General features: G+C 72.5%; 24 protein-coding genes. 11 read left to right on the top strand and 13 right to left on the bottom strand.

Annotated elements, in window-relative coordinates; translation table 11 throughout:
- Window position 1: 1 nt before the first annotated feature.
- Window positions 2–871 (bottom strand): pyridoxamine 5'-phosphate oxidase family protein, encoded by an 870-nt coding sequence (locus ACQSSQ_RS10385; RefSeq protein ID WP_431327003.1) that lies wholly within the window; start codon window positions 869–871, stop codon window positions 2–4.
- A 142-nt stretch (window positions 872–1013) separates the two neighbouring features.
- On the opposite strand from ACQSSQ_RS10385, the gene ACQSSQ_RS10380 reads away from it, so the two are divergent.
- Window positions 1014–1943 (top strand): sulfite exporter TauE/SafE family protein, encoded by a 930-nt coding sequence (locus ACQSSQ_RS10380; protein ID WP_431327002.1) that lies wholly within the window; start codon window positions 1014–1016, stop codon window positions 1941–1943.
- Window positions 1944–1962: 19 nt separating this feature from the next.
- Here the strand turns inward: ACQSSQ_RS10380 and ACQSSQ_RS10375 are convergent, their stop codons facing one another.
- Genes ACQSSQ_RS10375 through ACQSSQ_RS10365 form a run of 3 tightly spaced genes read right to left on the bottom strand, consistent with a single transcriptional unit; the run spans window position 1963 to window position 3698 of the window.
- Window positions 1963–2493: a DUF1990 domain-containing protein gene (locus ACQSSQ_RS10375; RefSeq protein WP_431327001.1), complete on the bottom strand. Its 531-nt coding sequence runs from the start codon at window positions 2491–2493 to the stop codon at window positions 1963–1965.
- Window positions 2494–2504: 11 nt separating this feature from the next.
- The gene (locus ACQSSQ_RS10370; RefSeq protein ID WP_431327000.1) at window positions 2505–3122 is read right to left on the bottom strand and encodes a deaminase; all 618 of its coding nucleotides are present in this window, start codon (window positions 3120–3122) and stop codon (window positions 2505–2507) included.
- A gap of 9 nt (window positions 3123–3131) precedes the next feature.
- Window positions 3132–3698 carry a TetR/AcrR family transcriptional regulator gene (locus ACQSSQ_RS10365; RefSeq protein WP_431326999.1) on the bottom strand — a complete coding sequence of 189 codons (567 nt, stop codon included), beginning with the start codon at window positions 3696–3698 and terminating at the stop codon, window positions 3132–3134.
- 52 nt (window positions 3699–3750) lie between these two features.
- Between ACQSSQ_RS10365 and ACQSSQ_RS10360 the strand changes: the two genes are divergently transcribed.
- Both ACQSSQ_RS10360 and ACQSSQ_RS10355 read left to right on the top strand, forming a co-directional pair.
- Entirely contained in the window at window positions 3751–4608 is an 858-nt protein-coding gene (locus ACQSSQ_RS10360; RefSeq protein ID WP_431326998.1) for an alpha/beta hydrolase family protein, read from the top strand.
- Between the two features lie 24 nt (window positions 4609–4632).
- Window positions 4633–5259, top strand: a complete 627-nt coding sequence (locus ACQSSQ_RS10355) for a CG0192-related protein (protein ID WP_431326997.1) — start codon at window positions 4633–4635, stop codon at window positions 5257–5259.
- Window positions 5260–5290: 31 nt separating this feature from the next.
- Here the strand turns inward: ACQSSQ_RS10355 and ACQSSQ_RS10350 are convergent, their stop codons facing one another.
- The 3 genes from ACQSSQ_RS10350 to ACQSSQ_RS10340 all read right to left on the bottom strand — a co-directional run bounded on the left by ACQSSQ_RS10350 (window position 5291) and on the right by ACQSSQ_RS10340 (window position 7074).
- A complete protein-coding gene (locus ACQSSQ_RS10350; RefSeq protein ID WP_431326996.1) occupies window positions 5291–5758 on the bottom strand; it encodes a PPOX class F420-dependent oxidoreductase in 468 nt (155 codons plus the stop codon).
- Window positions 5759–5762: 4 nt separating this feature from the next.
- Window positions 5763–6173, bottom strand: a complete 411-nt coding sequence (locus ACQSSQ_RS10345) for a VOC family protein (protein ID WP_431326995.1) — start codon at window positions 6171–6173, stop codon at window positions 5763–5765.
- Between the two features lie 85 nt (window positions 6174–6258).
- Window positions 6259–7074, bottom strand: a complete 816-nt coding sequence (locus tag ACQSSQ_RS10340) for a helix-turn-helix domain-containing protein (protein ID WP_431326994.1) — start codon at window positions 7072–7074, stop codon at window positions 6259–6261.
- Window positions 7075–7204: 130 nt separating this feature from the next.
- Between ACQSSQ_RS10340 and ACQSSQ_RS10335 the strand changes: the two genes are divergently transcribed.
- Window positions 7205–7582 (top strand): nuclear transport factor 2 family protein, encoded by a 378-nt coding sequence (locus ACQSSQ_RS10335; protein WP_431326993.1) that lies wholly within the window; start codon window positions 7205–7207, stop codon window positions 7580–7582.
- Between the two features lie 55 nt (window positions 7583–7637).
- Entirely contained in the window at window positions 7638–7835 is a 198-nt protein-coding gene (locus ACQSSQ_RS10330; RefSeq protein WP_431327982.1) for a DUF1918 domain-containing protein, read from the top strand.
- On the opposite strand, the gene ACQSSQ_RS10325 is transcribed toward ACQSSQ_RS10330, so the two are convergent.
- A complete protein-coding gene (locus ACQSSQ_RS10325) occupies window positions 7832–8227 on the bottom strand; it encodes a hypothetical protein (RefSeq protein WP_431326992.1) in 396 nt (131 codons plus the stop codon). The genes ACQSSQ_RS10330 and ACQSSQ_RS10325 overlap by 4 nt on opposite strands.
- A gap of 24 nt (window positions 8228–8251) precedes the next feature.
- Complete coding sequence (locus ACQSSQ_RS10320) at window positions 8252–8587, bottom strand: YnfA family protein (RefSeq protein ID WP_431326991.1); 336 nt, start codon at window positions 8585–8587, stop codon at window positions 8252–8254.
- 114 nt (window positions 8588–8701) lie between these two features.
- Between ACQSSQ_RS10320 and ACQSSQ_RS10315 the strand changes: the two genes are divergently transcribed.
- Entirely contained in the window at window positions 8702–9193 is a 492-nt protein-coding gene (locus ACQSSQ_RS10315) for a class I SAM-dependent methyltransferase (protein ID WP_431326990.1), read from the top strand.
- Window positions 9194–9221: 28 nt separating this feature from the next.
- On the opposite strand, the gene ACQSSQ_RS10310 is transcribed toward ACQSSQ_RS10315, so the two are convergent.
- Window positions 9222–9713, bottom strand: a complete 492-nt coding sequence (locus ACQSSQ_RS10310; RefSeq protein ID WP_431326989.1) for a phosphoribosyltransferase — start codon at window positions 9711–9713, stop codon at window positions 9222–9224.
- Between the two features lie 74 nt (window positions 9714–9787).
- Here ACQSSQ_RS10310 and ACQSSQ_RS10305 point away from each other — a divergent pair, with 74 nt between their 5' ends.
- Complete coding sequence (locus ACQSSQ_RS10305; protein ID WP_431326988.1) at window positions 9788–10435, top strand: MBL fold metallo-hydrolase; 648 nt, start codon at window positions 9788–9790, stop codon at window positions 10433–10435.
- A 2-nt stretch (window positions 10436–10437) separates the two neighbouring features.
- Window positions 10438–11136: a VIT1/CCC1 transporter family protein gene (locus ACQSSQ_RS10300; protein ID WP_431326987.1), complete on the top strand. Its 699-nt coding sequence runs from the start codon at window positions 10438–10440 to the stop codon at window positions 11134–11136.
- Between the two features lie 5 nt (window positions 11137–11141).
- Here the strand turns inward: ACQSSQ_RS10300 and add are convergent, their stop codons facing one another.
- Entirely contained in the window at window positions 11142–12203 is a 1062-nt protein-coding gene (gene add / locus ACQSSQ_RS10295; RefSeq protein ID WP_431326986.1) for an adenosine deaminase, read from the bottom strand.
- Between the two features lie 130 nt (window positions 12204–12333).
- Between add and ACQSSQ_RS10290 the strand changes: the two genes are divergently transcribed.
- On the top strand, window positions 12334–13863 hold the full coding sequence (locus tag ACQSSQ_RS10290; protein WP_431326985.1) for a helix-turn-helix domain-containing protein: 1530 nt from the start codon (window positions 12334–12336) through the stop codon (window positions 13861–13863).
- A gap of 60 nt (window positions 13864–13923) precedes the next feature.
- Here the strand turns inward: ACQSSQ_RS10290 and ACQSSQ_RS10285 are convergent, their stop codons facing one another.
- Window positions 13924–16722, bottom strand: a complete 2799-nt coding sequence (locus ACQSSQ_RS10285) for an AAA family ATPase (protein ID WP_431326984.1) — start codon at window positions 16720–16722, stop codon at window positions 13924–13926.
- A 54-nt stretch (window positions 16723–16776) separates the two neighbouring features.
- Window positions 16777–18354, bottom strand: coding sequence for an Ig-like domain repeat protein (locus ACQSSQ_RS10280; protein ID WP_431326983.1), 1578 nt, complete (start codon window positions 18352–18354; stop codon window positions 16777–16779).
- Between the two features lie 111 nt (window positions 18355–18465).
- Here ACQSSQ_RS10280 and ACQSSQ_RS10275 point away from each other — a divergent pair, with 111 nt between their 5' ends.
- Both ACQSSQ_RS10275 and ACQSSQ_RS10270 read left to right on the top strand, forming a co-directional pair.
- On the top strand, window positions 18466–19257 hold the full coding sequence (locus tag ACQSSQ_RS10275; protein WP_431326982.1) for a glycerophosphodiester phosphodiesterase family protein: 792 nt from the start codon (window positions 18466–18468) through the stop codon (window positions 19255–19257).
- On the top strand, window positions 19254–20645 hold the full coding sequence (locus tag ACQSSQ_RS10270) for an MFS transporter (RefSeq protein ID WP_431326981.1): 1392 nt from the start codon (window positions 19254–19256) through the stop codon (window positions 20643–20645). The genes ACQSSQ_RS10275 and ACQSSQ_RS10270 overlap by 4 nt, the downstream gene beginning before the upstream one ends.
- The last annotated feature ends 59 nt before the right edge of the window (window positions 20646–20704 follow it).

The following is a 20704-nucleotide window of genomic DNA, read 5'->3' as shown; positions in this document are numbered from 1 at the left end:
CTCAGCCACCCTCGGCGTACTCGTCGAGCAGCCGGTCGACGAAACCGACGAAGCTCCGCGCGTAGACCGCCGGCCCGCCGTACGGGTCGTGGTGCACGACCGCGACCTCCCCGTCGTCGGTCGGCTGGGTGAAGTCGAGCTCCCACCACCCGGCGTCGTCGAGCGTGAGCACCGGCAGGCGTCCGCCGTGCGCTCCCCCGGCCAGACGAGGGCGGTAGCGGAGGTCGTCGTCCGCCAGGTCGACGTGCTCGTCGGGGACGAGGTGGGCGATCTGGCCGTGCGCGACGCGGGTGCCGTTGAAGGTCCGCAACCACGTCGCGTACGACGGCGGGAACGTCACTCCCAGCTCGGCCTCCGCCGCGCGGATGCGGTCCTCGGGGGCGCCCCTGCCCTCGTGCACGGTCGGCGCGCCGCGCTCGCGGAGGGACTCCCACACGGCGGCGGCCTCCCAGCCGGTGACGTCGATCTCGTGCGTCACGGGGACGTCGGACCGGTGGTCGGCGAACCGTGCCCACGTCAGCCGTACGCGGACGAGGACGATCCTCACGTCGGACAGCGAGGCCTCGTACTGGGGGAACGCGTCGAGGTACGCCGCCGCGCACCGCACCCGCTCGCGTCCGGTGGGGATGTCGGCCTCGCCCTCGCACTGCAACGTGCTTCCGTCGCGGCCCCCGACGACCAGGGCGGTACGCCGGTCCCGCCGGAGGTTCGCGACCTTGCGCGACGACGCCCGTGCGTCGAAGAGGAGCTCGCCTCGATCCGTTACCGCGACCTCGAGGTAGGCCGCCTGCGGCCCACCCTCCGGGCCGACCGTGGCGACGACGGCGTCGCGCTGCGCTCGGACGTAGGCGATGAGCTCGTGCCGGTTCACGGGGGCACGCTATCGGCTGGTGTGGAGGCCTCCTCGACACGCCCCGTCTCACGACCTGGAGTTTCTTGCAGGGTGCACAAAAATCTGGTTATTGTGTAGCGAACAACGTGACTTAAGCGATTACACCATCATTGGGGACTTGATGCGAAGCCTGGTTCTTCTCTCGCTCGTCGGCCTCGGCGCGCAGCTCGTCGACGGCAGCCTCGGCATGGCCTACGGCGTGACGTCGACGACGCTGCTGCTGGCGATCGGCACCAACCCGGCTGCGGCGTCGGCCACCGTGCACCTGGCCGAGATCGGGACGACCCTCGTCTCCGGGGCCGCCCACTGGCGCTTCGGCAACGTCGACTGGAAGGTCGTCGCGAAGATCGGCATCCCCGGTGCGATCGGCGCGTTCGCGGGCGCCACGTTCCTCTCGAGCCTGTCGACCGAGGCCGCGGCTCCCCTGATGTCCCTGATCCTGCTCGCCCTCGGCGCCTACATCCTCGTGCGCTTCACGGCCGCAGGGATCCCCCAGGGCAACCTCGGCAAGCCGCTGCGCAAGCGGTTCCTGGCGCCCCTCGGCCTGGTCGCCGGGTTCGTCGACTCGACGGGCGGTGGCGGCTGGGGTCCCGTCGGGACGCCGGCCATCCTCGCCAGCGGGCGGCTCGAGCCGCGCAAGACGATCGGGTCGATCGACACCAGCGAGTTCCTCGTGGCCATCGCCGCGAGCCTCGGCTTCATCGTGGGGATCGGCTCGCAGGGCGTGAACTACACCTGGGCGCTCGCGCTGCTCATCGGCGGCATGATCGCGGCCCCGATCGCCGCCTGGCTGGTCCGGCACATCCCGCCGCGCGTGCTGGGCTCCCTGGTCGGCGGCCTCATCATCATCACCAACGTCCGCACCCTGCTGAAGAGCGACTGGATCGACGCCTCGGGCGACGTGCGCTCGGTCGTGTACCTCGCGCTCGCCGCGCTCTGGGCAGCCGCGGTCGTCTACTCGTTCCGCCAGCTCCGCAAGGAGCGTGAGGACGAGAAGCGCCTCGCCGAGGAGGCGGAGGCGGCCTCCGACGACGCTCCCGTCCACCCCTGACGGACCTGCTCGGTCGGGCTCAGGGAGCGACGAGCGCCCGGAAGTAGCGTGCGGTCATCCACCGCTGCACGAGCCGGCTGGGCGCCGGGGCCAGGCGGGTGAACCAACGGGCCTGCCGGGAGAACGCGCGGATCCGGGCGGTGACACGTCCCTCCGCGTCGATCGCGACCTCGAAGCGCTCCTCCCCGCACTCGGGGTGGCCGTCGAGCGTCCCGTACGCGAAGCCGCGCCGGGCGGGTTCGTCGACCACCGCGACCACCTGGCACGGTGCGTCGAAGCGCAGCGGACCCAGCCGGAGGCGCTGGACGACCACGGCCCCCTCGACGACCGGCACCTGCGTCGCCACCACGGTGTTGCCCGCCGCCCGGTGCATCCCCAGCGTCAGGAGCCTCGTCGCGGCCGCGTCGAAGAGCGCGCCGCCCGACCCGAGGACGCGCGTCTCGTCGGCGTGGTGGTAGCCGGCCGGCATCGGCCCCGCGGTCGCCCCGACCTCGGGGTAGGTGAGGCTGCGCCCGGTCCACCGGCGTACCGAGAGGCTCCGTCTGCCCATCGCTCCCGTCCTCAGCTCAGCGGGATCCCGCGGTGTCCCTTGTCGCGCTGGTAGGCGTCGGAGATCGCGGCGTAGGTCGCCGCGAGCGCCTCCATCCTCCCGACGAGCAGACCGCCGTCGTCGGCCTCACGGATCTCGGACGCGAGGTCGGTGCTCGTGAAGTAGGCGTTCGCGCGGTTGTAGAGGTCGCGCCCGGGAGCCGGCGCGTCGCGGTCGGGGTCCGGCACCGCGTACACGGCCTTGAGGATGGCGATGTCGTGCGGGATCGCGAAGGCGTCGGCGGAGTCCTGGTGGCTGAACAGGTAGGAGACGTTGTCGAACCCCGACCACGCGATCGCGCTCAGGCACAGCGAGCAGGGCTCGTGGGTGGCGAGGAAGACGCACTCCCCTGGCTCGGGGCGAGCACCCGCCGGCAGCTCGTAGAACCGCTTGATCGCGTGGACCTCGCCGTGCCACAGCGGGTTGGCGGTCTCGTTGTTCGTCTCGGCGACCACCACCGAGAGGTCGGCCTTGCGCAGGATCGCGGCGCCGAAGATCTTGTTGCCGGCCGTGACGCCCGCCCGCGTGAGCGGGACGATGTCGCGCTCGACGACGTCGAGGAGTCGGTCGAGGGTCTCGGGCGCCGTCATGGACGGAGACTACGGCACGCGGGCGACCGCAGCGGCGACGACGGAGCGCAGGTGCGCGGCGACGGCGTCGAGCGGCTCGGCGCTGCGCTGGCTGCGGGACAGGACCACCGCGCCCTCCACGGAGGCGAGCACGGTCCAGGCGAGCCCGCGCGCCTCGTCGGCCGCGATCCCGTCCTTCTCGAGCGTGGCGGCGATGAGACGGTGCCAACGCGCGAAGGCCGGCGTGGACACGGGCTCACCGTCATCGCCGAGGGCCGGCTCCTCGGCCGCCACGGCGAGGACCGGGCAGCTCGCGTGGTAGCCGGTGGACTCCAGGAGTCGCCGCCAGCTCGCCACGAAGGCGTCGAGCGCGTCCAGCGCGCTGTCGCTCTCGCGCAGCAGGGTCTCGATCCGGTCGGACACCCACGCGACCGCCTCGGCGACGAGCTGCTCCTTGCCGCCCGGGAAGTAGTGGTACGTCGAGCCGAGCGGCGCGCCGGTGTGCTTCGCGAGCTCACGCACGCTGGTCGCGCCCACACCGCGCATGCCGATCATCGTCGCCGCGCCGGCGACCATCGTCGATCGCGCATCACCCATGCCGTCACCCTACCCCTTGACTAGAACGACTGTCATAGAACACACTCCGATTATGACGACTGTTCTAGACGAGGCCACTATCCCCACCGACGACGGCCGCACGCTGTACGGACGCTGGTTCGAGCCCGTCGGGCGCCCGCGGGGCGTGGTGGTCGTGGCTCCGGCGATGGCGACCGACGCCGCGTACTACCGCCACCTGGCGTCGTGGCTGCGCGACCAGCAGCTCGCGGTCCTGCTGTTCGACTACCGCGGCTACGGATGGTCCGGCTCGGGGGCGCTCGCCGACGTGGACGCCGATGCGATGCGGTGGATGCTCGACGCGCGCGACGCGGCGGCGTACGCGATCGAGCGCGCGGACGGGCTGCCGGTCACCTGGATCGGGCACAGCCTCGGCGGTCAGGCCCTGGGCGTCGTGCCGCACGAACGGCTCGCCGGCGCGGTGCTCGTCGCCTCCGGCACCGGCACGTGGCGCTACAACGTCGCGAGCCTGCGGTGGCGCGCCCCGCTCTTGTGGAAGGTCATCGCGCCGGTGGCGATCGCCGTGTCCGGCTACTTCCCCGGCAAGCGTCTGGGCGTGCTCGGGGACGTGCCGCCGCACGTGATGCGGCAGTGGGGCCGGTGGTGCATGCAGCGCGACTACCTGTGGTCGGAGTTCCCCGATCTCGTCACGGCGTACGAGGAGGTCACGACGCCGACGGTCTCGCTGTCGTTCGTCGACGACGAGCTGCTCGCCGAGCGCAGCTTCCGGGATCTCGCCGACCGGCTGCCCAACGCGGTCGTCGAGTTCCTCCGCGTCTCACCCGCCGACCACGACCTCCGCGCCGTCGGGCACCACGGCTTCTTCCGCAAGGACAAGGCGGCCCTCTGGGAGTCGCTCCTCCTCCCCCGCCTCGCGACCCTCCCGTCCTGAGCGGCACGTGATGGGATAGGCCGCATGGCGCACATCCATCGGGCCGAGATCCGGCCGACCAAGCTCGAGCTGCTCGACGCGTGGGTCCCCGCGCAGCCGTGGGCGATCGGGGTCGCCGGTCCGCTCTCGCGCCTGGGGGCCTACCGGTTCGACGATCCCGACGGCGAGGTCGGCATCGAGACGCTGCTGGTCGCCTCGGGCGAGGGGCCTGTCCTGCAGGTCCCACTCACCTACCGCGGGGCGCCGCTCGAGGGCGCCGAGCCGTCGCTGGTCGGCACGATGGAGCACTCGGTGCTCGGGTCGCGATGGGTGTACGACGGCTGCGGCGACCCGGTCTACGTGCAGGCGGTGCTCGCCGCGATGCTGACCGGCGGGCAGCAGGCCGACGAGATGGTCGAGACCGACGACGGCCTCGTACGCCGCGAGCCGACGACGTTCGTCACCGGAAGCGGCTCCGCCGGCGCCTCCGTGCCGCAGGTCCTCACCCCGGTCCCCCGCAGCGACGCGACGCAGACCGTCGTCGACGCAGGACGCGTCACAATCGTCGTACGGCGTGTCCTGGCGGGCACCACCGAGGCGGAGCCCGCGACGTACGCCCTGCGAGGACGGTGGCCGGGCCAGGACGACGACGTCGTGCTGGTGACCGCGTGAGGCACGCCGACCCCGGTCGTACGCCTCCCGCTCAGTCGTCGGCGAGACGCGGCGGGAAGCCCCCGGTCGCGACCGGGCCCCAGCGTTCGATCGTCACCCGGATGAGCGACTTCCCCTGCTCGACCATCGCCCGGCGGTAGTCGTCCCAGTCGGGGTGCTCGCCGGCGACCGCGCGGTAGTAGTCGACCAGCGGCTCCACCGCGTCCGGAAGGTCGATGACCTCCGCCGTGCCGTCCACCTGGACCCACGGGTCGTCGAAGTCCGGCCCCAGCGACAGCAGCGACGCAGCAGGGCGGCGTCGCAGGTTCGCGGTCTTCGCGCGGTCGGGGTAGGTCGAGACCACGACGCGACCCTCGGCGTCGACGCCGTACGTCACCGGGCTCATCTGCGGCGACCCGTCGGCGCGCGTCGTGTGCAGGACGGCGTGGCTGCGGCTGCGCAGGAACGACAGCAGCGCGTCGCGGTCGACGGTCTCGGCGGTCGCGATCCGACGGGGCACCCGGTCAGCCCTGCCCCGAGATGTTGACCATCCACGACACGCCGTAGCGGTCGGTCAGCATGCCGAAGGAGTCGCCCCAGGGGGCCTTCTCCAGCGGCACCGCCACCTGGGCGCCGTCGGACAGCGCGTCCCAGTAGCCTCGCAGCTCGTCTTCGTCGTCCCCGCTGAGCGAGACGGTGCCGTTGGGGGTGGGCTCCCCCATCTCGGGTGGGGTGTCGGATCCCATGAGCACCATGCCGTTCGGCGCTTCGAGCTGCGCGTGCATGATGCCGTCCGCCTGGGCCGGGTCCGCCGTCGCGTCGAACTCGGCGAAGGTGCTGGTCGTGAGCTCGCCCCCGAGGACGGAACGGTAGAACTCCATCGCCGACCGCGCCTGGTCCTTGAAGGACAGGTACGGGTTGAGTCGCGTGGTCATCGCTTCCTCCGTGGTGTCGTGCCCGCGTCCGCGGGTCACCTCCCACCTTGGCCTCGGCGCCGCCGACACGCCAGAGGGCGGACCGTCATCCCTGGTCGGCCGCGGCCGAGCCGACGTGTGCGCGCAGCCAGGACGTCGTCTCGGGGTCGGCGGGGACGAAGGTCTCGATCGCGAGCTCGGAGAGCGTGAGGTCGAGCGCGGTGCCGAAGGTCGAGATCACCGACAGGAACGACAGGAGGGTGTCGTCGACCCGCAGCACCATGGGCACGTAGATCTGCGGACCCGGGTCGACCGTACGCCGGGTGTCGGCGCCGGCCGGGTAGGCGGCCAGCTCGTCGTGCAGGGCGAACATCTCGTCGTCCCCGCGCGCCTCCGCGCCGCGCTGCAGGGCGGAGAGCACAGACGCCCGCCACTGCGGAAGGTTCTCCATGTGCGGCGCGAGGCCGTCCGGGTGGAGCGTTAGGCGCAGCGCGTTGACGGTGCCAATGAGGAGGTCGGGCGAGACGAGCGCGGTGAGGAGTGCGACGCCGGCGTTGGAGTCGACGACGTTCCACAGCCGGTCCACGGCGAGCGCCGGGTTCGGCTCGTGCGCCACCAGCACGTCACGGACTGCTCGACGGGCGGCCACGAGGTCGTGGTCGTCGAGCGAGCGCTCCGGGAACGCAGGAGCGTACCCGCCGTGGAGGAGCAGACGGTTCTGCTCGCGCATCGGGATCTGCAGCGCCTCGGACAGCCGCTGGATCATCTCGCTGCTCGGCCGGGAGCGGCCGGTCTCCATGAAGCTGATGTGGCGGGTCGAGATCCCGGTCTCGCTCGACAGCGCGAGCTGGCTGTAGCGCCGGCGCGTGCGCCACTCCCTCAGCAGGTCGCCGAGGGCGTTGTTCTCGGTGGTCGTCGTCACGGGACCACTCTTGCGCACCGACGGACCACGAACCATGACGTGACAGGTCATCGACGCCGTTCCCTGCCAGGGGTCACGGTGGACCTACACGAGGCGCACCGAGGGTGCGGCTCCCGACGAGAGGAACACCATGACCGACGTCATCACGACCTACGACACCCTTCTCGCCGACTACCTGGCGTTCTGGAACGAGGCCGACCCCCAGGCGCGGGCGACCGTCGCCGAGCGCACCTTCACCGCCGACGTGCACTACGTCGACCCTCAGGCCTCGGTGAGCGGCCGCGACGCGCTGACCGAGCACGTCGGCGCCGTCCACGCAGCCCTGCCCGGGATGACGTTCTCGATCGGCGACCTGGTCGACGGCCACCACGACGTGGTTCGGTTCCGCTGGTTCCTGGGGCCGGCAGCCGACCCGCGGCTGATCGAGGGCTTCGACGTGGCGACGCTGAGCGAGGAGGGCAGGATCACGTCGGTCATCGGGTTCCTCGACAAGGTCCCGCAGGGCTGACCCCCGTGACGTCGTGGCCGCCTCGCCGTAGCCTGGCGAGAAGGGGGTGAGCGAGATGCACGCGACTGTCGGTGAACGAATCCGCTTCCACGGTCGGACGGTCGGAGCCGCCGACCACAGCGGTGAGATCGTGACGGTGAAGGGCGAGGACGGGCAGCCGCCGTACGTGGTCCGGTTCGACGACGGGCACGAGGCGCTGGTCTACCCGGGCGCGGACTGCGAGATCGAGCACGCCGACCCGAAGGGCGGCTAGACGGGGGCTGCGTCCTGGCGGTCGGCGGCTCGGGCCGCGGCCGCCGGACGGGCCGTCCACGCGCGTACCGCGGGCGAGGTGAGGCAGATCAGCGCGGCAGCGTTGAGGAGCGTGCCCGCGAACGGCCGGGCGTCGTCCGCCGGGACCGGTCCACCGGTGACCAGCAGCCAGCCGACTCCGACGACGGCGAGCGCGGTCCCGAACGCGTACGCGAAGCACAGGACCAGCCGCGCCCAGGAGGCGCCGCACGCCACCAGGCCCAGCAGGGCGAGCAGGACGAGGGTCTGCGCGGGTCGCAGGTCCGGGAGCAGGACGTCGGTCGCCAGCATGAGCACGGCGACGACGGCCAGCGGGCGCCAGGCGTCGGCGGGCATGCGGCGGGGGTCCTTCACGGGCGGAATCCTACGGGCGGCGTCTCAGGCACTGCGCGGCGCGTACATGATGATGGCGACGCCGAGCAGGCACACGAGCGCCCCGGCGACGTCGAAGCGGTCCGGCCGGAACCCGTCCACCGCCATCCCCCACAGGAGCGAGCCGGCGACGAAGACCCCGCCGTACGCGGCGAGGATGCGCCCGAAGTGGGCGTCGGGCTGGAGCGTCGCGACGAACCCGTATGCGCCGAGCGCGATCACTCCCGCCCCGATCCAGGCCCACCCGCGGTGCTCCCGCACGCCTTGCCAGACCAGCCAGGCGCCGCCGATCTCGAACACCGCCGCCACGGCGAACAGGACGATCGAGCGCATCACGGACATCGGGGGCTCCTTCGGGTCAGGTGGTGCGCAGGATTGTTCCAACTCGGCCACGGTTGACGCGCCCGAGGGACCATCGTGTGGGACAACGTCCCACGCTCGTGCCAGCATCGGGCTGTGCGACACGACACGTCAGCAACGGTCGGACGACGGCGTACGGCGGTTCCCCCGCTGTGCTCCACCGCTCTCACCCTCGCCGGCCCCGGCGCGGGCCGGACGGCGGTCGTGCTCGGATGCGCGGGAGGCGTCGAGGCCACCGCCCTCCTCGAGCTTGGATGGACCGTCATCGGCATCGACGAGGACCCGTCCGCGCACGACGCGGTGCGCGCGATGACCGACGTCGAAGGGCTCGGGCGGCTCACCACGGTGGTGGGGAGCCTGCCGCGCATGAGCCGCCTGCCGGACGCGGACCTCGTGCACGCGCGATCGGCGTTGCTGGCCGACGGTGCGCGGCAGCTGTGGGGCCGGATCACCACCGCCCTGCGGCCGGGAGGCTACGTCGCGGCGCGGATCACGGAGGGCGACGAGTCCCTCCTCCGCGGGTGGGAGCTGCTCAGCGAGCGCTGGATCGCCCCCCAGGTGGTCGAGGTCGTCGCGCGGCGCGCCTGAGCCTCAGGCGCGGCGCTGGCGCGACGCCTCAGGCGTCGACCACACCCGTCCTGCGCACCACCGGCGGCAGCGTCGACCAGGGGAAGTTGATCCACGCCTCGGTCCGGCGCCAGGCGAAGTCCGGCTTGATCACCGAGTGCGGCTTCTCGTAGATCACCGCCGTCCGCGCCGTACGGACATGGTCGGCGCAGAACTCGTGGACCAGCTCGAGCGTCTTGCCGGTGTCCGCGACGTCGTCGACGATGAGGACGTCCGCGCCCGTGAGGTCGGCGCGGTCCAGGAACGGCGGCAGCATCACCGGCACGTCCAGGCGGGTGTCGACGCCGGTGTAGAACTCGACGCTCATCGTGAAGAGGTTCTTGCAGTCCAGCGCGTACGCCAGAGACCCGGCGGGGATCAGGCCTCCCCTCGCGATGCCGAGGACGATGGTCGGCTCGAAGCCGCTGTCGGCGACCATCTGGGCGAGCTCGCGGCTCGCCGTCCCGTACAGCTCCCAGGTGAGGACCTCACGCTCCGCCATGGCCCGAGCCTAGCCGTGGATCTCGTGGACCGGCGGGCGAGCGTCGCGCGCGCGCCGAGGGCAAGAATGGCCCCATGGACATCACGCGCTTCGGCCACGCCGCCCTCCTCGTCGAGTCGGGACCGCACCGGGTCCTCATCGACCCCGGCACCTTCAGTCGCGAGGAGACGTTCTCCCTCACCGACCTCGACGCGATCGTCGTGACCCACCAGCACCCCGACCACGTGGACCCGGCGCGGATCGAGGGGCTGCTGGCCGCCAACCCGGACGCCCGCCTCCTGGCGGAGCCGCAGACCGTGGCAGCGCTCGAGGGCCTCGGCGTCTGGCAGGCGACGGCCGCCGACGTCACGGTCGAGCTCGGCCCGTCCATGACGCTGACCGGCGTCGGCTTCCAGCACGCCGTCATCCACCCCTCCATGCCGCGCGTCGGCAACGTCGGGGTGCTCGTCGAGGCCGACGGCACGCGGCTCTTCCACCCCGGCGACTCGTACGAGACCGTCCCCGCCGACGTCGACGTGCTCGCGGTCCCGCTCAGCGCTCCGTGGGCCAAGGTGAGCGAGACCGTGGACTTCGCCCAGGCCGTCGGCGCGCGCGTGGTGTTCCCGATCCACGACTGCACGATCTCCGACCGTGCGTACCCGATCTACTGGGGCCGCGTCGCCGAGCTCTCCGGCGCCGAGGACGCGCTCCTGCTGGGCCAGGACGGATCGGCGGCGCTCTGAGCATGGTCGACGACGCGGAGCCGTCACGCGGAGACCTCGGTGGACGGCTCAACCAGCTGCGTGCGGGTGTCCTCGGTGCGAACGACGGGATCGTCTCGACCGCCGGCATCGTCATCGGCATGGCGGCCGCCACCAACTCGGTGCCGGTGATCCTGGCTGCCGGACTCGCGGGACTCGCCGCCGGCGCGCTGTCGATGGCGTCGGGTGAGTACGTCTCGGTGAGCACGCAGCGCGACACCGAGCGGGCGCTCCTCGAGGCCGAGCGTGCCCAGCTGGCTCGGGATCCGGAGGGAGCGCTCCAGGAGCTCGCCGACGAGTACGTCGCCAAGGGCCTGAGCGCGCCGCTCGCCCTCCAGGTCGCCACCGAGCTGAGTGCCGGCGACGCGCTCGGCGCGCACGCCGATGCGGAGCTCCACCTGGACCCCGACGCGCTGACCAACCCGTGGCAGGCGGCCGCCGCGTCGATCGTGTCGTTCACGATCGGCGGCATCCTCCCGCTGCTCGCGATCGTGCTCGTCCCGGTCGACGTCCGCGTGCCGGTGACGTTCGTCGCCGTGGTCCTCGCGCTGGTGCTCACCGGGTACGTGAGCGCACGGCTCGGCCACGCCCCGACGAGCCGGGCGACGGTACGCACGGTGGTCGGCGGAGCGCTCGCGATGGGAGCGACGTTCGCCCTGGGCTCGGCGTTCGACGTCGGGTGAGCCGGTCAGCTCTCGAGCATCGCCTCAGCCACGACGACGTCGATCTCGTCGCGGATCGCGACCTTGAGCGTGTCCGGAGCGAAGGAGACGTCGACCGCGGCACGGGCGACGTCGGCCAGGTCGGCGAGGCTGAGCCCGAAGACGTCGTGCGCGAGCTGGTACTCGTGCTCGAGGGTCGTGTCGAACATCCCCGGGTCGTCGCTGTTGAGCGTGACGAGGACGCCGGCGTCGCGCAGCGCGACGAACGGGTGGTCCTCGATCGCCGTGACGGCGCCCGTGCGCAGGTTGGAGGTCGGCGCGATCTCCAGCGGGACGCGTCGCTCGACGAGTTCGGCGACGAGCGCGGGGTCGTCGGCGGCACGGATCCCGTGTCCGATCCGGACCGCGCCCAAGGTGTCGAGCGCGTCGCGCACGGTCTGGGGCCCCGTCGTCTCCCCCGCGTGCGGCACGCTCGCGAGGCCGAGCGCGCGAGCCCGGGCGAAGACGTCGGCGAACTGAGGCCGTTCGACCCCGATCTCGGGACCGCCGAGCCCGAAGCCGACCGTCCCGTCGGGCGCGTGCTGCTCCACCCACGCGATGGTCCGCTCCCCCGACTCCAGCCCGAGCTCGCCGGGGATGTCGAAGATCCACGCCAGCTCGACGCCGGCCTCGCGGGCGCGGGCGCGCCCGCCGAGCAGCGCCTCGGCCAGCTCGTCCGGCGCGATGCCCATGAGGAGCTGGCTGTCCGGGGTGACGGTCAGCTCGGCGTACCGGACGTTCTGCGCGGCCATGTCCGCGCCCACGCCGGCCACCAGGTCCTCGACGTCCTGCGGGGTGGTCACGAGCTGGTTGGTCTGGATGTAGACCTCGATGAAGTGGGCGAAGTCGCGGAAGCGGTAGAACTCCCGCAGCTCCTCGATCTCGGTCGGCACCCCCACCTGCGGATGGCGGCGGGCGAGGCCGAGGACGGTCTCGGGGGATGCTGCTCCCAGCAGGTGCACGTGGAGCTCAGCCTTCGGGAGGGCGTGCACGAAGGGATCCACGGGGCGTTCGCGACTGATCGGCGACACGGCGGAGGGGTTGCTCACCGCGCCATTGAACCACCCCGTACCGTGGGCAGGGTGCCTTCGCTCGGGTCGGGGGCACACCTGCGTGGCGTGACACGCGGAACACCCTGACCGCGACGACTTATCTCATATGTGAGATACGGTGGAGCCCATGACTGACGACTACCTGACCAGGATCGGGAACCTCATCCGCGACGCGCGCAAGCATCGCGGCCTGACCCAGGCAGAGCTTGCTCAGCTCCTGAAGACGAGCCAGAGCGCCGTGAACCGCATCGAGCAGGGCCAGCAGAACCTCTCCCTCGAGATGCTCGCGCGCGTCGGCGCCGCCCTCGACTCCGAGTTCGTGGCGCTGGGCACCTCCGGCCCCAGCCACCTGCGGGTGGCCGGCGAGACCAAGCTCTCCGGCGCGATCGACGTGAAGTCCTCCAAGAACGCCGGCGTCGCCCTGCTGTGCGCCGCCCTCCTCAACGAGGGCCGGACGACGCTGCGCAAGGTCGCTCGCATCGAGGAGGTCAACCGGCTTCTGGAGGTCCTCCAGTCGATCGGCTTCAAGACCACCTGGATCGGCGACGAGGGCGACCTCGAGCTCGTCCCCCCGGCCACGCTCGACATCTCGGGGATCGACGCCGAGGCGGCACGCCGTACGCGCAGCATCATCATGTTCCTCGGCCCGCTCATGCACCGCGAGCAGTCCTTCGAGATCCCGTACGCCGGTGGTTGCGACCTCGGCACGCGCACCGTCGAACCGCACATGACCGCGCTGCGACCCTTCGGCCTCGAGGTGAAGGCCACCGAGGGCAGCTACCACGCCACGGTCGACCAGGCCGTCGCCCCGACCCGCCCGATCGTGCTGACCGAGCGCGGCGACACGGTGACCGAGAACGCGCTCCTGGCCGCCGCGCGCTACGACGGCACGACGGTGATCCGCAACGCCAGCCCCAACTACATGGTCCAGGACCTGTGCTTCTTCCTCGAGCGGCTCGGCGTCCGCATCGAGGGCATCGGCACGACGACCCTGCGGGTGACCGGCCGGTCGCGGATCGACGTCGACGTCGAGTACGCGCCGAGCGAGGACCCGATCGAGGCGATGAGCCTGATCACCGCCGCCATCGTGACCGAGTCGCAGATCACCGTCCGCCGGGTCCCGATCGAGTTCATGGAGATCGAGCTCGCGCTGCTGGAGGAGATGGGCTTCAGCTACGACCGCAGCGACGAGTACCTCGCGGAGAACGGGCACACCCGCCTGGTCGACATCACCACCCACCCCTCGGTCCTGCACGCCCCGATCGACAAGATCCACCCGATGCCGTTCCCGGGGCTCAACATCGACAACCTGCCGTTCTTCGCCGTCATCGCGGCGACCGCGTCGGGCACGACGCTGCTGCACGACTGGGTGTACGAGAACCGCGCGATCTACCTCACCGAGCTCAACAAGCTCGGGGCGAACGTCAAGCTGCTCGACCCGCACCGGGTGCTGATCGAGGGCCCGACACGGTGGCGCGCGACGGAGCTCGTCTGCCCGCCGGCGCTGCGGCCCGCGGTCGTCATCCTGATCGCGATGCTCGCCGCGAAGGGCACGTCGGTGCTGCGCAGCGTGTACGTGATCAACCGCGGCTACGAGGATCTCGCGACCCGGCTGAACGCGCTGGGCGCCGAGATCGAGACGTTCCGCGACATCTGACGCGGCTCCGGTGATCGAGCAGCCCGAGCCGCTGGGCAAGGGCATATCGAGATCCCCGGACTACTCTCCGGCCGCCGGCCCGCCAAGGTGCTCCCCGAGCCCCTTGCGGGACCGGATGCCGAGCTTCGCGTAGCTCGCCGACAGGTGCCACTCCACCGTCTTGATGCTCAGGAACAGCTGCTCGGCGATCTGGCGGTTCGTCAGCCCTGACGCCGCCAGCTCGCACACGGACAGCTCCGCGGGTGACAGGCGGTCGACGCGCGACTCGGAGGCGCCTGCGTCCACGACCGGCGGCGCCAGTCCGGAGAGCTGCTCGGAGAGGCGGGCGGCACCGATGCGGTCGGCGATGCCGCGCGCCCGGGCAGCGAGGCTCACAGCCTCGGCCTGACGAGGGTCCGACGTGTCCTCGGGGTCCGCGGACCCCGCGAGCAGGGCGGCGAGCCGGCCGAGCGCCTCGGCGTGGTGCAGCTTCGCCTCCGTACGCGACAGCAGGCCGACGGCCTCGCGCAGCATCCGCACCGCTTCCTCGAACGGTTGCGGCACCGACGCGGCCGAGAGCGTCGCTCCGAGTCCGCGGGGCGCCCCGAAGCGCCGGGCGTCAGCGACGATCTCCTCGGCGATCTGCAGAGCCAGGTCGGTCTTGCCGACGGCGGTCGCGGACACCACCGCTGCGCGGTGCCACGCCTGGAAGCCGGGAGTCCGGAAGCCCTCCGAGAGCTCCATCGCCTCCGTCAGGCTGGTGAGCGCGTCGTCGTGACGCGCGTTCGCCGCGTCGACGACTCCGCGCAGGTACGCGTCGGTCGCGAGCAGGAGCGGCGGCGCGGCGGGATCGTCCTCCAGGGTCGCGACCAGCTTCTCCGCAAGGTCGACGTCGCCCATCGTGACGTAGATGCGCCCGAGCACCGAGGTCGCCGGATGCGTGAACGCCCGCCACCCGTACGCCCCGGCCGCGACGCACGACTCGAGGTCGGTCCGCGCCCGGCGCAGACGGCCGCGCTCGAAGTGCAGGTAGCCGCGGTGGTAGAGGTTGTTCGCCCGGCTGAGCACCGCTCCGCGCTCGAGGGCGCGGGCGATCGACCGGTCGAGCAGCCGGAGGGAGGCGTCGTCGCGCTCGGCCTCCACCATCGCCGCCAGGCCCATCACGTAGCCGGCTCCGGCGCCCTCCTCGTAGTCGATCTCCCCGACGGGCGCCACGCCGCGCTCCCCCAGGTCGCCGGCCCGCTCGGCGTCCTCGCCCGAGATCGCGAGCCGGTACGCCTCCTGGCACAGGAGCAGCGCGTCCGCAGGCGTGTCGTCGGCGGGGTCCTGGGCGACCACAGCGGCGAGCTGCGCGTCGCGTGCGCGTCCAGGCTCGCCCCGCTGGAAGCCGATGCCCACGATGCGCGCCAGGACCTCCGACCGCGCGGTGGCGTCGTCGAGGAGGGCGAGCGCACGACCGAAGGCGTCCTCGGCGGCCTGGCCGCGTCCTGCCTGGAAGTGGGCGTTGCCGAGGTCGACCCAGCGCCGCGCCCGGACTGAGGCGTCACCCGAGAGGTCGGCGGACCAGTGCTCGACGGCCCCGTCCAGGTCGCCGACCAGGACGCAGGCACCCCCAGCGGCGTCGCGGAGTCGGCTGCGGAGCGCGCCCGGCAGCCCGTCCTCCTGGAGCGCACGCTCGTACATCCGCCGAGCGAGGTCGCCCGCCCCCGCGGCGACCGCCTCGTCGGCGGCGTCGGCGAGCGTGGCCGCGACCCGCGGGTCCGCTCCTGGACGGGTCCGCAGGAGGTGCGGACCGTGGACGGCTACCGGGAACCCGGCCGCGGCGAACGCGGTGGCGATCCGCTCGTGCACGTCACCGAGGGCGTCGGCCCCGACCACCGACTCGACGACGTCGACCACGATCGGGTGCGCCGCGGCCGCCGGCAGCGCGGGGGTGATCAGGTGGGCGGCGCGCAGCGTGGCGTACGCGTCCTCGAGTCGTGACGGCGTCAACCCCGTGACGGCGAGGAGCTGCTCCTCCTCGTTGCGGTCGGCGAGGCACACCACGGCGACGAGCACCCCGCGCGTCACGTCGTCGAGCCCGCGGACGCGCTCGGCGACCAGGCGCGCTGCCCCGTCAGGCCCGTTCGGGTCGCCGGGTCCGACGCCTCCCCCGGTCCGCAGCTCGCGCACGCACTCGGCGACGTAGTAGGGCAGACCGCCGCTGGCGGCCGCCACGAGATCGACCGTCTCCCGGCCGGCGGGCAGCCCCTCGGCCCGCAGCCACGTGCCGACCTCGGGCCGGGTCAGCGGGCGGAGGTCGGCCCGCAGGACTCCCCCGCCGTCCAGCAGCGCCGAGAACGGGCCGGCGTCGCTCCCCGGCTCCGTGCGGACCCCGAGCGCGACGACCACGGGGTCGTCCGCGAGGAGGGTCGGAAGCCCGCAGAGGACCTCGGCGGAGAGCCGGTCGCACCATTGCGCGTCGTCGACCGAGACGAGGACGGGGCCGGCGGCCGCGAGGCTGCGCAGCACCCACGCGGCGGCGTACCGCAGCGCGAGCACGTCCGACTCCGGCGGACCGCCGCGCAGCGCGGCCTGCAGCCGTGCGCCCGGACCGTCGAACGGCGCCATGCCGGAGCCGACCTGCTGGGCGTCGCGACCGAGGAGCTGCCACAGGGCGGATCCCGGCAGGTCCTGGTTGAGCCGGTCGCCCACCGCGCGCAGGTGGCGTACCGGGGCGAGCGTCTCGGGGCCGAGGGCGAGGACGCGGCTCTTGCCGACCCCGGCGGGCCCGGTGCACGCGAGGCAGGCGCCGTGTCCGGAGGAGACCCTGGCGGCGGCCAGCTCCCACGTGGCAACCGCGGTGTCACGCCCGTACAGCCGGCCGTCCGGCTGGTCCATGCACCGGAGTGTAGACCAGCCGGACGGCGCTGCGCCGGGTCTCGCGAGGCCGCGTCAGCGTCGTACGCGGACGACGACCTTGCCCGAGCGGCTCGGGGCGGCGACCGCCGACCCGAGGTAGCGGACGGTGAGGCGGTGCTTGCCCACCCGGGACATGCGCGGCAGCCTGACGGTGATCCTCCCCCGGTGTCCTGCCTTCAGCGCCACGACCTTGATGCGGCGCTTGCCGTCGTACACGGCCACCTTGCCGGTGGGCGTCACCGCCGCGCGGACCCGCACGACGACCTTCGCCCTGCTCGTCCGCCGGACCGTCCGCTTGGTGGCCTTGAGCGTTGTCGCCGACACGGCCTTCGTGACGACCACGGCGCGGGTCGCCGTCGCGGGTGCGTAGGTGAACGAACCGCCGTACGCGGCCGTGACCGGGCGCGAGCCGGGCCTGAGCGCCGTCCCGGGCACCGCGAGCGTCGCCTTGCCACCGGACAGCGTCCGGGTACCGAGGAGGGTGCTGCCCGAGCGGAAGGTGACAGTGCCGCTCGGCGTCCCGCCGGACCCGGTGACCGTGGCCGCGACGGTGAACCCCTTGCCGTACGCGGTACGGGTGAGCGAGGTCGCGACCGCCGCGGTGGCGACGCGCTTCTGGACCCGGACGGCCAGGCTGTGGCTGTTGCCGGCGGCGATCGCGGTGTAGCGCGTCGACGGGGACGGCTTCGGCAGCGACGCCTGTCCCTGGGTGTTGAGGCCGAACCCGACGACGACGCCGTCCGAGCGCAGCGCGAGGGAGTAGTTCGCGCCGGCAGCGATCGCGACGTATCGCAGGCCCCCCGTGAGCGCGGGGACGGTGGTCTGCCCGTGCGTGGGCGCGCCCCAAGCGACGACCTTGCCGTCCGAGCGGAGGGCGAGCGAGTGCCGCTGCCCGGCGGCGACGTCGGTGTAGGTCGTCCCGGCCGGGAGCGGCGGCACGGTCGTCTGGCCCCACGTGCCGTCTCCCGCGGGGATCACGGCACCGTCGGACCGCAGGGCGAGGGAGTGCCGGTCCCCCGCGGCGATGGCGGTGTAGCTCTGGCCGACGAGCAGCAGCGGGATGTCGAGCTGCCCGTCGTCGTTGCCTCCCCACGGGGTGATCCGGCCGTCCGAGCGCAGCGCCAGGGAGTGCTCCCGGCCTGCGGCGACGGCGGTGAAGGTGACGCCGGGCGGCGGCGCCGGCTCCGTGCTCTGCCCCTCGTCGTCGAGCCCCCAGGCGCGGACGGTGCCGTCGGAGACCAGCGCGACGCTGTGCCACCCGCCGGCGGCCACCGCCGTCCAGTCGAGCGCGGGCGCGAGCGCAGGGACCGTCGTCTGGCCGTCCGTCGCCGGGCCGAACGCGGCGATCTCACCGTCGGTACGCAGGGCGAGCGAGTGCTCGATCCCCGCGGCGACGGCGTTGTACGCGACGCCGGCGGGCAGCGCAGGGAACGTCCCCTCGCTCGAGGCGGCGGCCACGGCGACACCTGTCCCGGGCTCGGCGACAGGCTGTCCGACGGGTGCGGCCGAGGCGGTGCCGGGGACGGTCGCGGCGAGACCCGCCACCAGGGCCAGGGTTCCGAGAAGTGCCGTGGTCCGGGTCCCGGAGCGCGCGGCGGTGCGTGCAGTCATGCTGATCCTCGTCGATCGGTGGTGTGACAGCCTCAACCCTCGGCCCCGACGGCGCGGACGGAGTTCTCCAAGCACCCTGGTTCGTGAACCTGGGGGCGGCATACTGGGGCCGTGACAGCCGCGGTGCCGCCCTTTCTCGCCTCCCCGACGCCGCGGGCGTACGCCCATCGCGGCGGTGCGCACTACGCCCCCAACGCGGGCATCGAGAACTCCCTCGCGGCGTTCGAGAACGCCGTCCGGCTGGGCTACCGCTACCTCGAGACGGATGCGCGGGTCTCCGCCGACGGGACCGTGTTCGCCTTCCACGACGCCTCGCTCGACCGCACCACGGACCGGACGGGTCTGCTCGCCCGCCTCCCGGCCTCGGAGATCGCCCGGGCCCGGATCGGCGGCCGGGAGCCCGTGCCCCTCCTCCGTGACGTGCTCGACGCCTTCCCCGACGCCCAGATCAACGTGGACGTCAAGGAGATGGCGTCGGTCGTGCCGACGCTGAAGGCCATCCAGGACGTGGGCGCTGCCGACCGCGTGTGCATCGCGTCGTTCTCGCACCGCCGGCTCAGCCGGGTCCGGGCGGCGGCGCCTCACCTCGCGACCTCGGCCTCTCCCCCGGAGATCGCCCGCGTGATGCTGGACCCCTGGCGCGCGCTCCCCGCGGTGCGCCGGATGGGGGCGACCTGCGTCCAGGTGCCGACCCGACACGGCTGGCTGTCGATCGTGACCCCGCGCTTCGTCGAGGTGGCCCACCGCCTCGGGCTCGAGGTCCACGTGTGGACGATCGACGACCCCGACGAGATGGCACGGCTCCTCGACCTCGGGGTCGACGGGCTGATGAGCGACCGCATCGACGTCCTGCGGGACGTCTTGACCGCCCGTGGGCAGTGGACCGGAGGAGAGGCACGATGACGACCGCACGGACGAGCGACCAGCCCGGGTCGGCGGCCTCCCGTCGCCGGGAGCAGCGCGCCTGGTACTGGTACGACTGGGCCAACTCTGCCTACATCACGAGCGTCGGCACCGTCCTCATCGGTCCCTACCTGACCTCGGTCGCCGAGCGGGACGCGTGCGGCCGGGTCGGCACCACCGACAACCCCTGCGACGGCAACGTCGACCTGCTGGGTCTCGGCCTGTCCGCCGGGTCGCTGGTGTTCTACGTCGTCACCTTCGCCACGCTCCTGTCGGCGGTCGTCCTCCCGATCGTGGGCGCCGTCGCCGACCGCGTCGAGTCCAAGCGCACCCTGCTGGCCCGGCTCGCCTGGGCCGGCGCGATCGCGGCCTGCTGCATGTTCCTGGTCGCCGGAAGCAACTGGCAGCTCGGAGCGCTGCTGCTCGTGGTCGCCAACCTCTGCATGGGTGCGTCGCTCACGGTGTACGACGCGATCCTCATCGACATCGCGGAGCCCGACGAGCGCGACCGGGTCTCGTCACGGGGATGGGCGTTCGGCTACCTGGGCGGAGGCCTGCTCCTCCTGCTCAACCTGGGGCTGGTGCTCGGGGCCGGCGACCTGATCGGCACGGACACCGCGGTCCGCATCAGCCTGCTCTCCGCCGGGCTGTGGTGGGGCGGGTTCACGATCGTCGCGTACCGCGGACTCCGCGACCACCCGCCGCTCGACGTCGTCGCCGACCCGCGGCAGGACGCAGGGCTGGTCCAGCGCAGCTTCGGGCAGCTGTGGAGCACCCTGAAGCACCTCAAGAACTATCCCCAGACGATGCTGTTCCTCATCGCGTACCTCTTCTACAACGACGGCATCCAGACCGTGATCTACTCGTCGTCGGTCTTCGGGCAGAAGCAGCTCGGCTTCTCCCAGGAGGTGCTCATCGCGACCATCCTGCTGGTGCAGTTCGTCGCGATCGCCGGGGCCCTCTCGTTCGGACGGGTCGCCCGCAGCATCGGTGCCCGCCGCACCATCATGGGCGGGCTCGTCGTCTGGATGGTGATCGTGTCCGTCGGCTACGTCCTGCCGGCCGGCCAGGTGGTCCCGTTCCTCGTCCTCGCGACGGGCATCGGCATCGTCATGGGCGGAACACAGGCCCTGTCCCGCTCGTTGTACTCGCAGATGATCCCGAAGGGTCGCGAGGCCGAGTACTTCAGCCTCTACCAGGCAGCCGAGCGCGGGACGAGCTGGCTCGGTACGCTGGTCTTCGGTCTCGTCCACCAGATGACCGGCTCCTACCGCCCGGCGATCTTCGCCTTGATCGTCTTCTTCCTGGTCGGGTTCGTGCTCCTGGTGCGGCTCGACCCACGACGTGCGATTCGTGAGGCCGGCAACACTGTCCCGGCAGCGGTCTGAGGGTGGCGTAGGACACGGTCTGCTCTCAGGGGAATCTCACGAGCCCCCGATACGTTGGA

It is taken from the genome of Mumia spirodelae (assembly GCF_050632745.1).
Classification (GTDB): Bacteria; Actinomycetota; Actinomycetes; order Propionibacteriales; family Nocardioidaceae; genus Mumia.
This window is presented reverse-complemented; position numbering and strand designations above follow the sequence as displayed.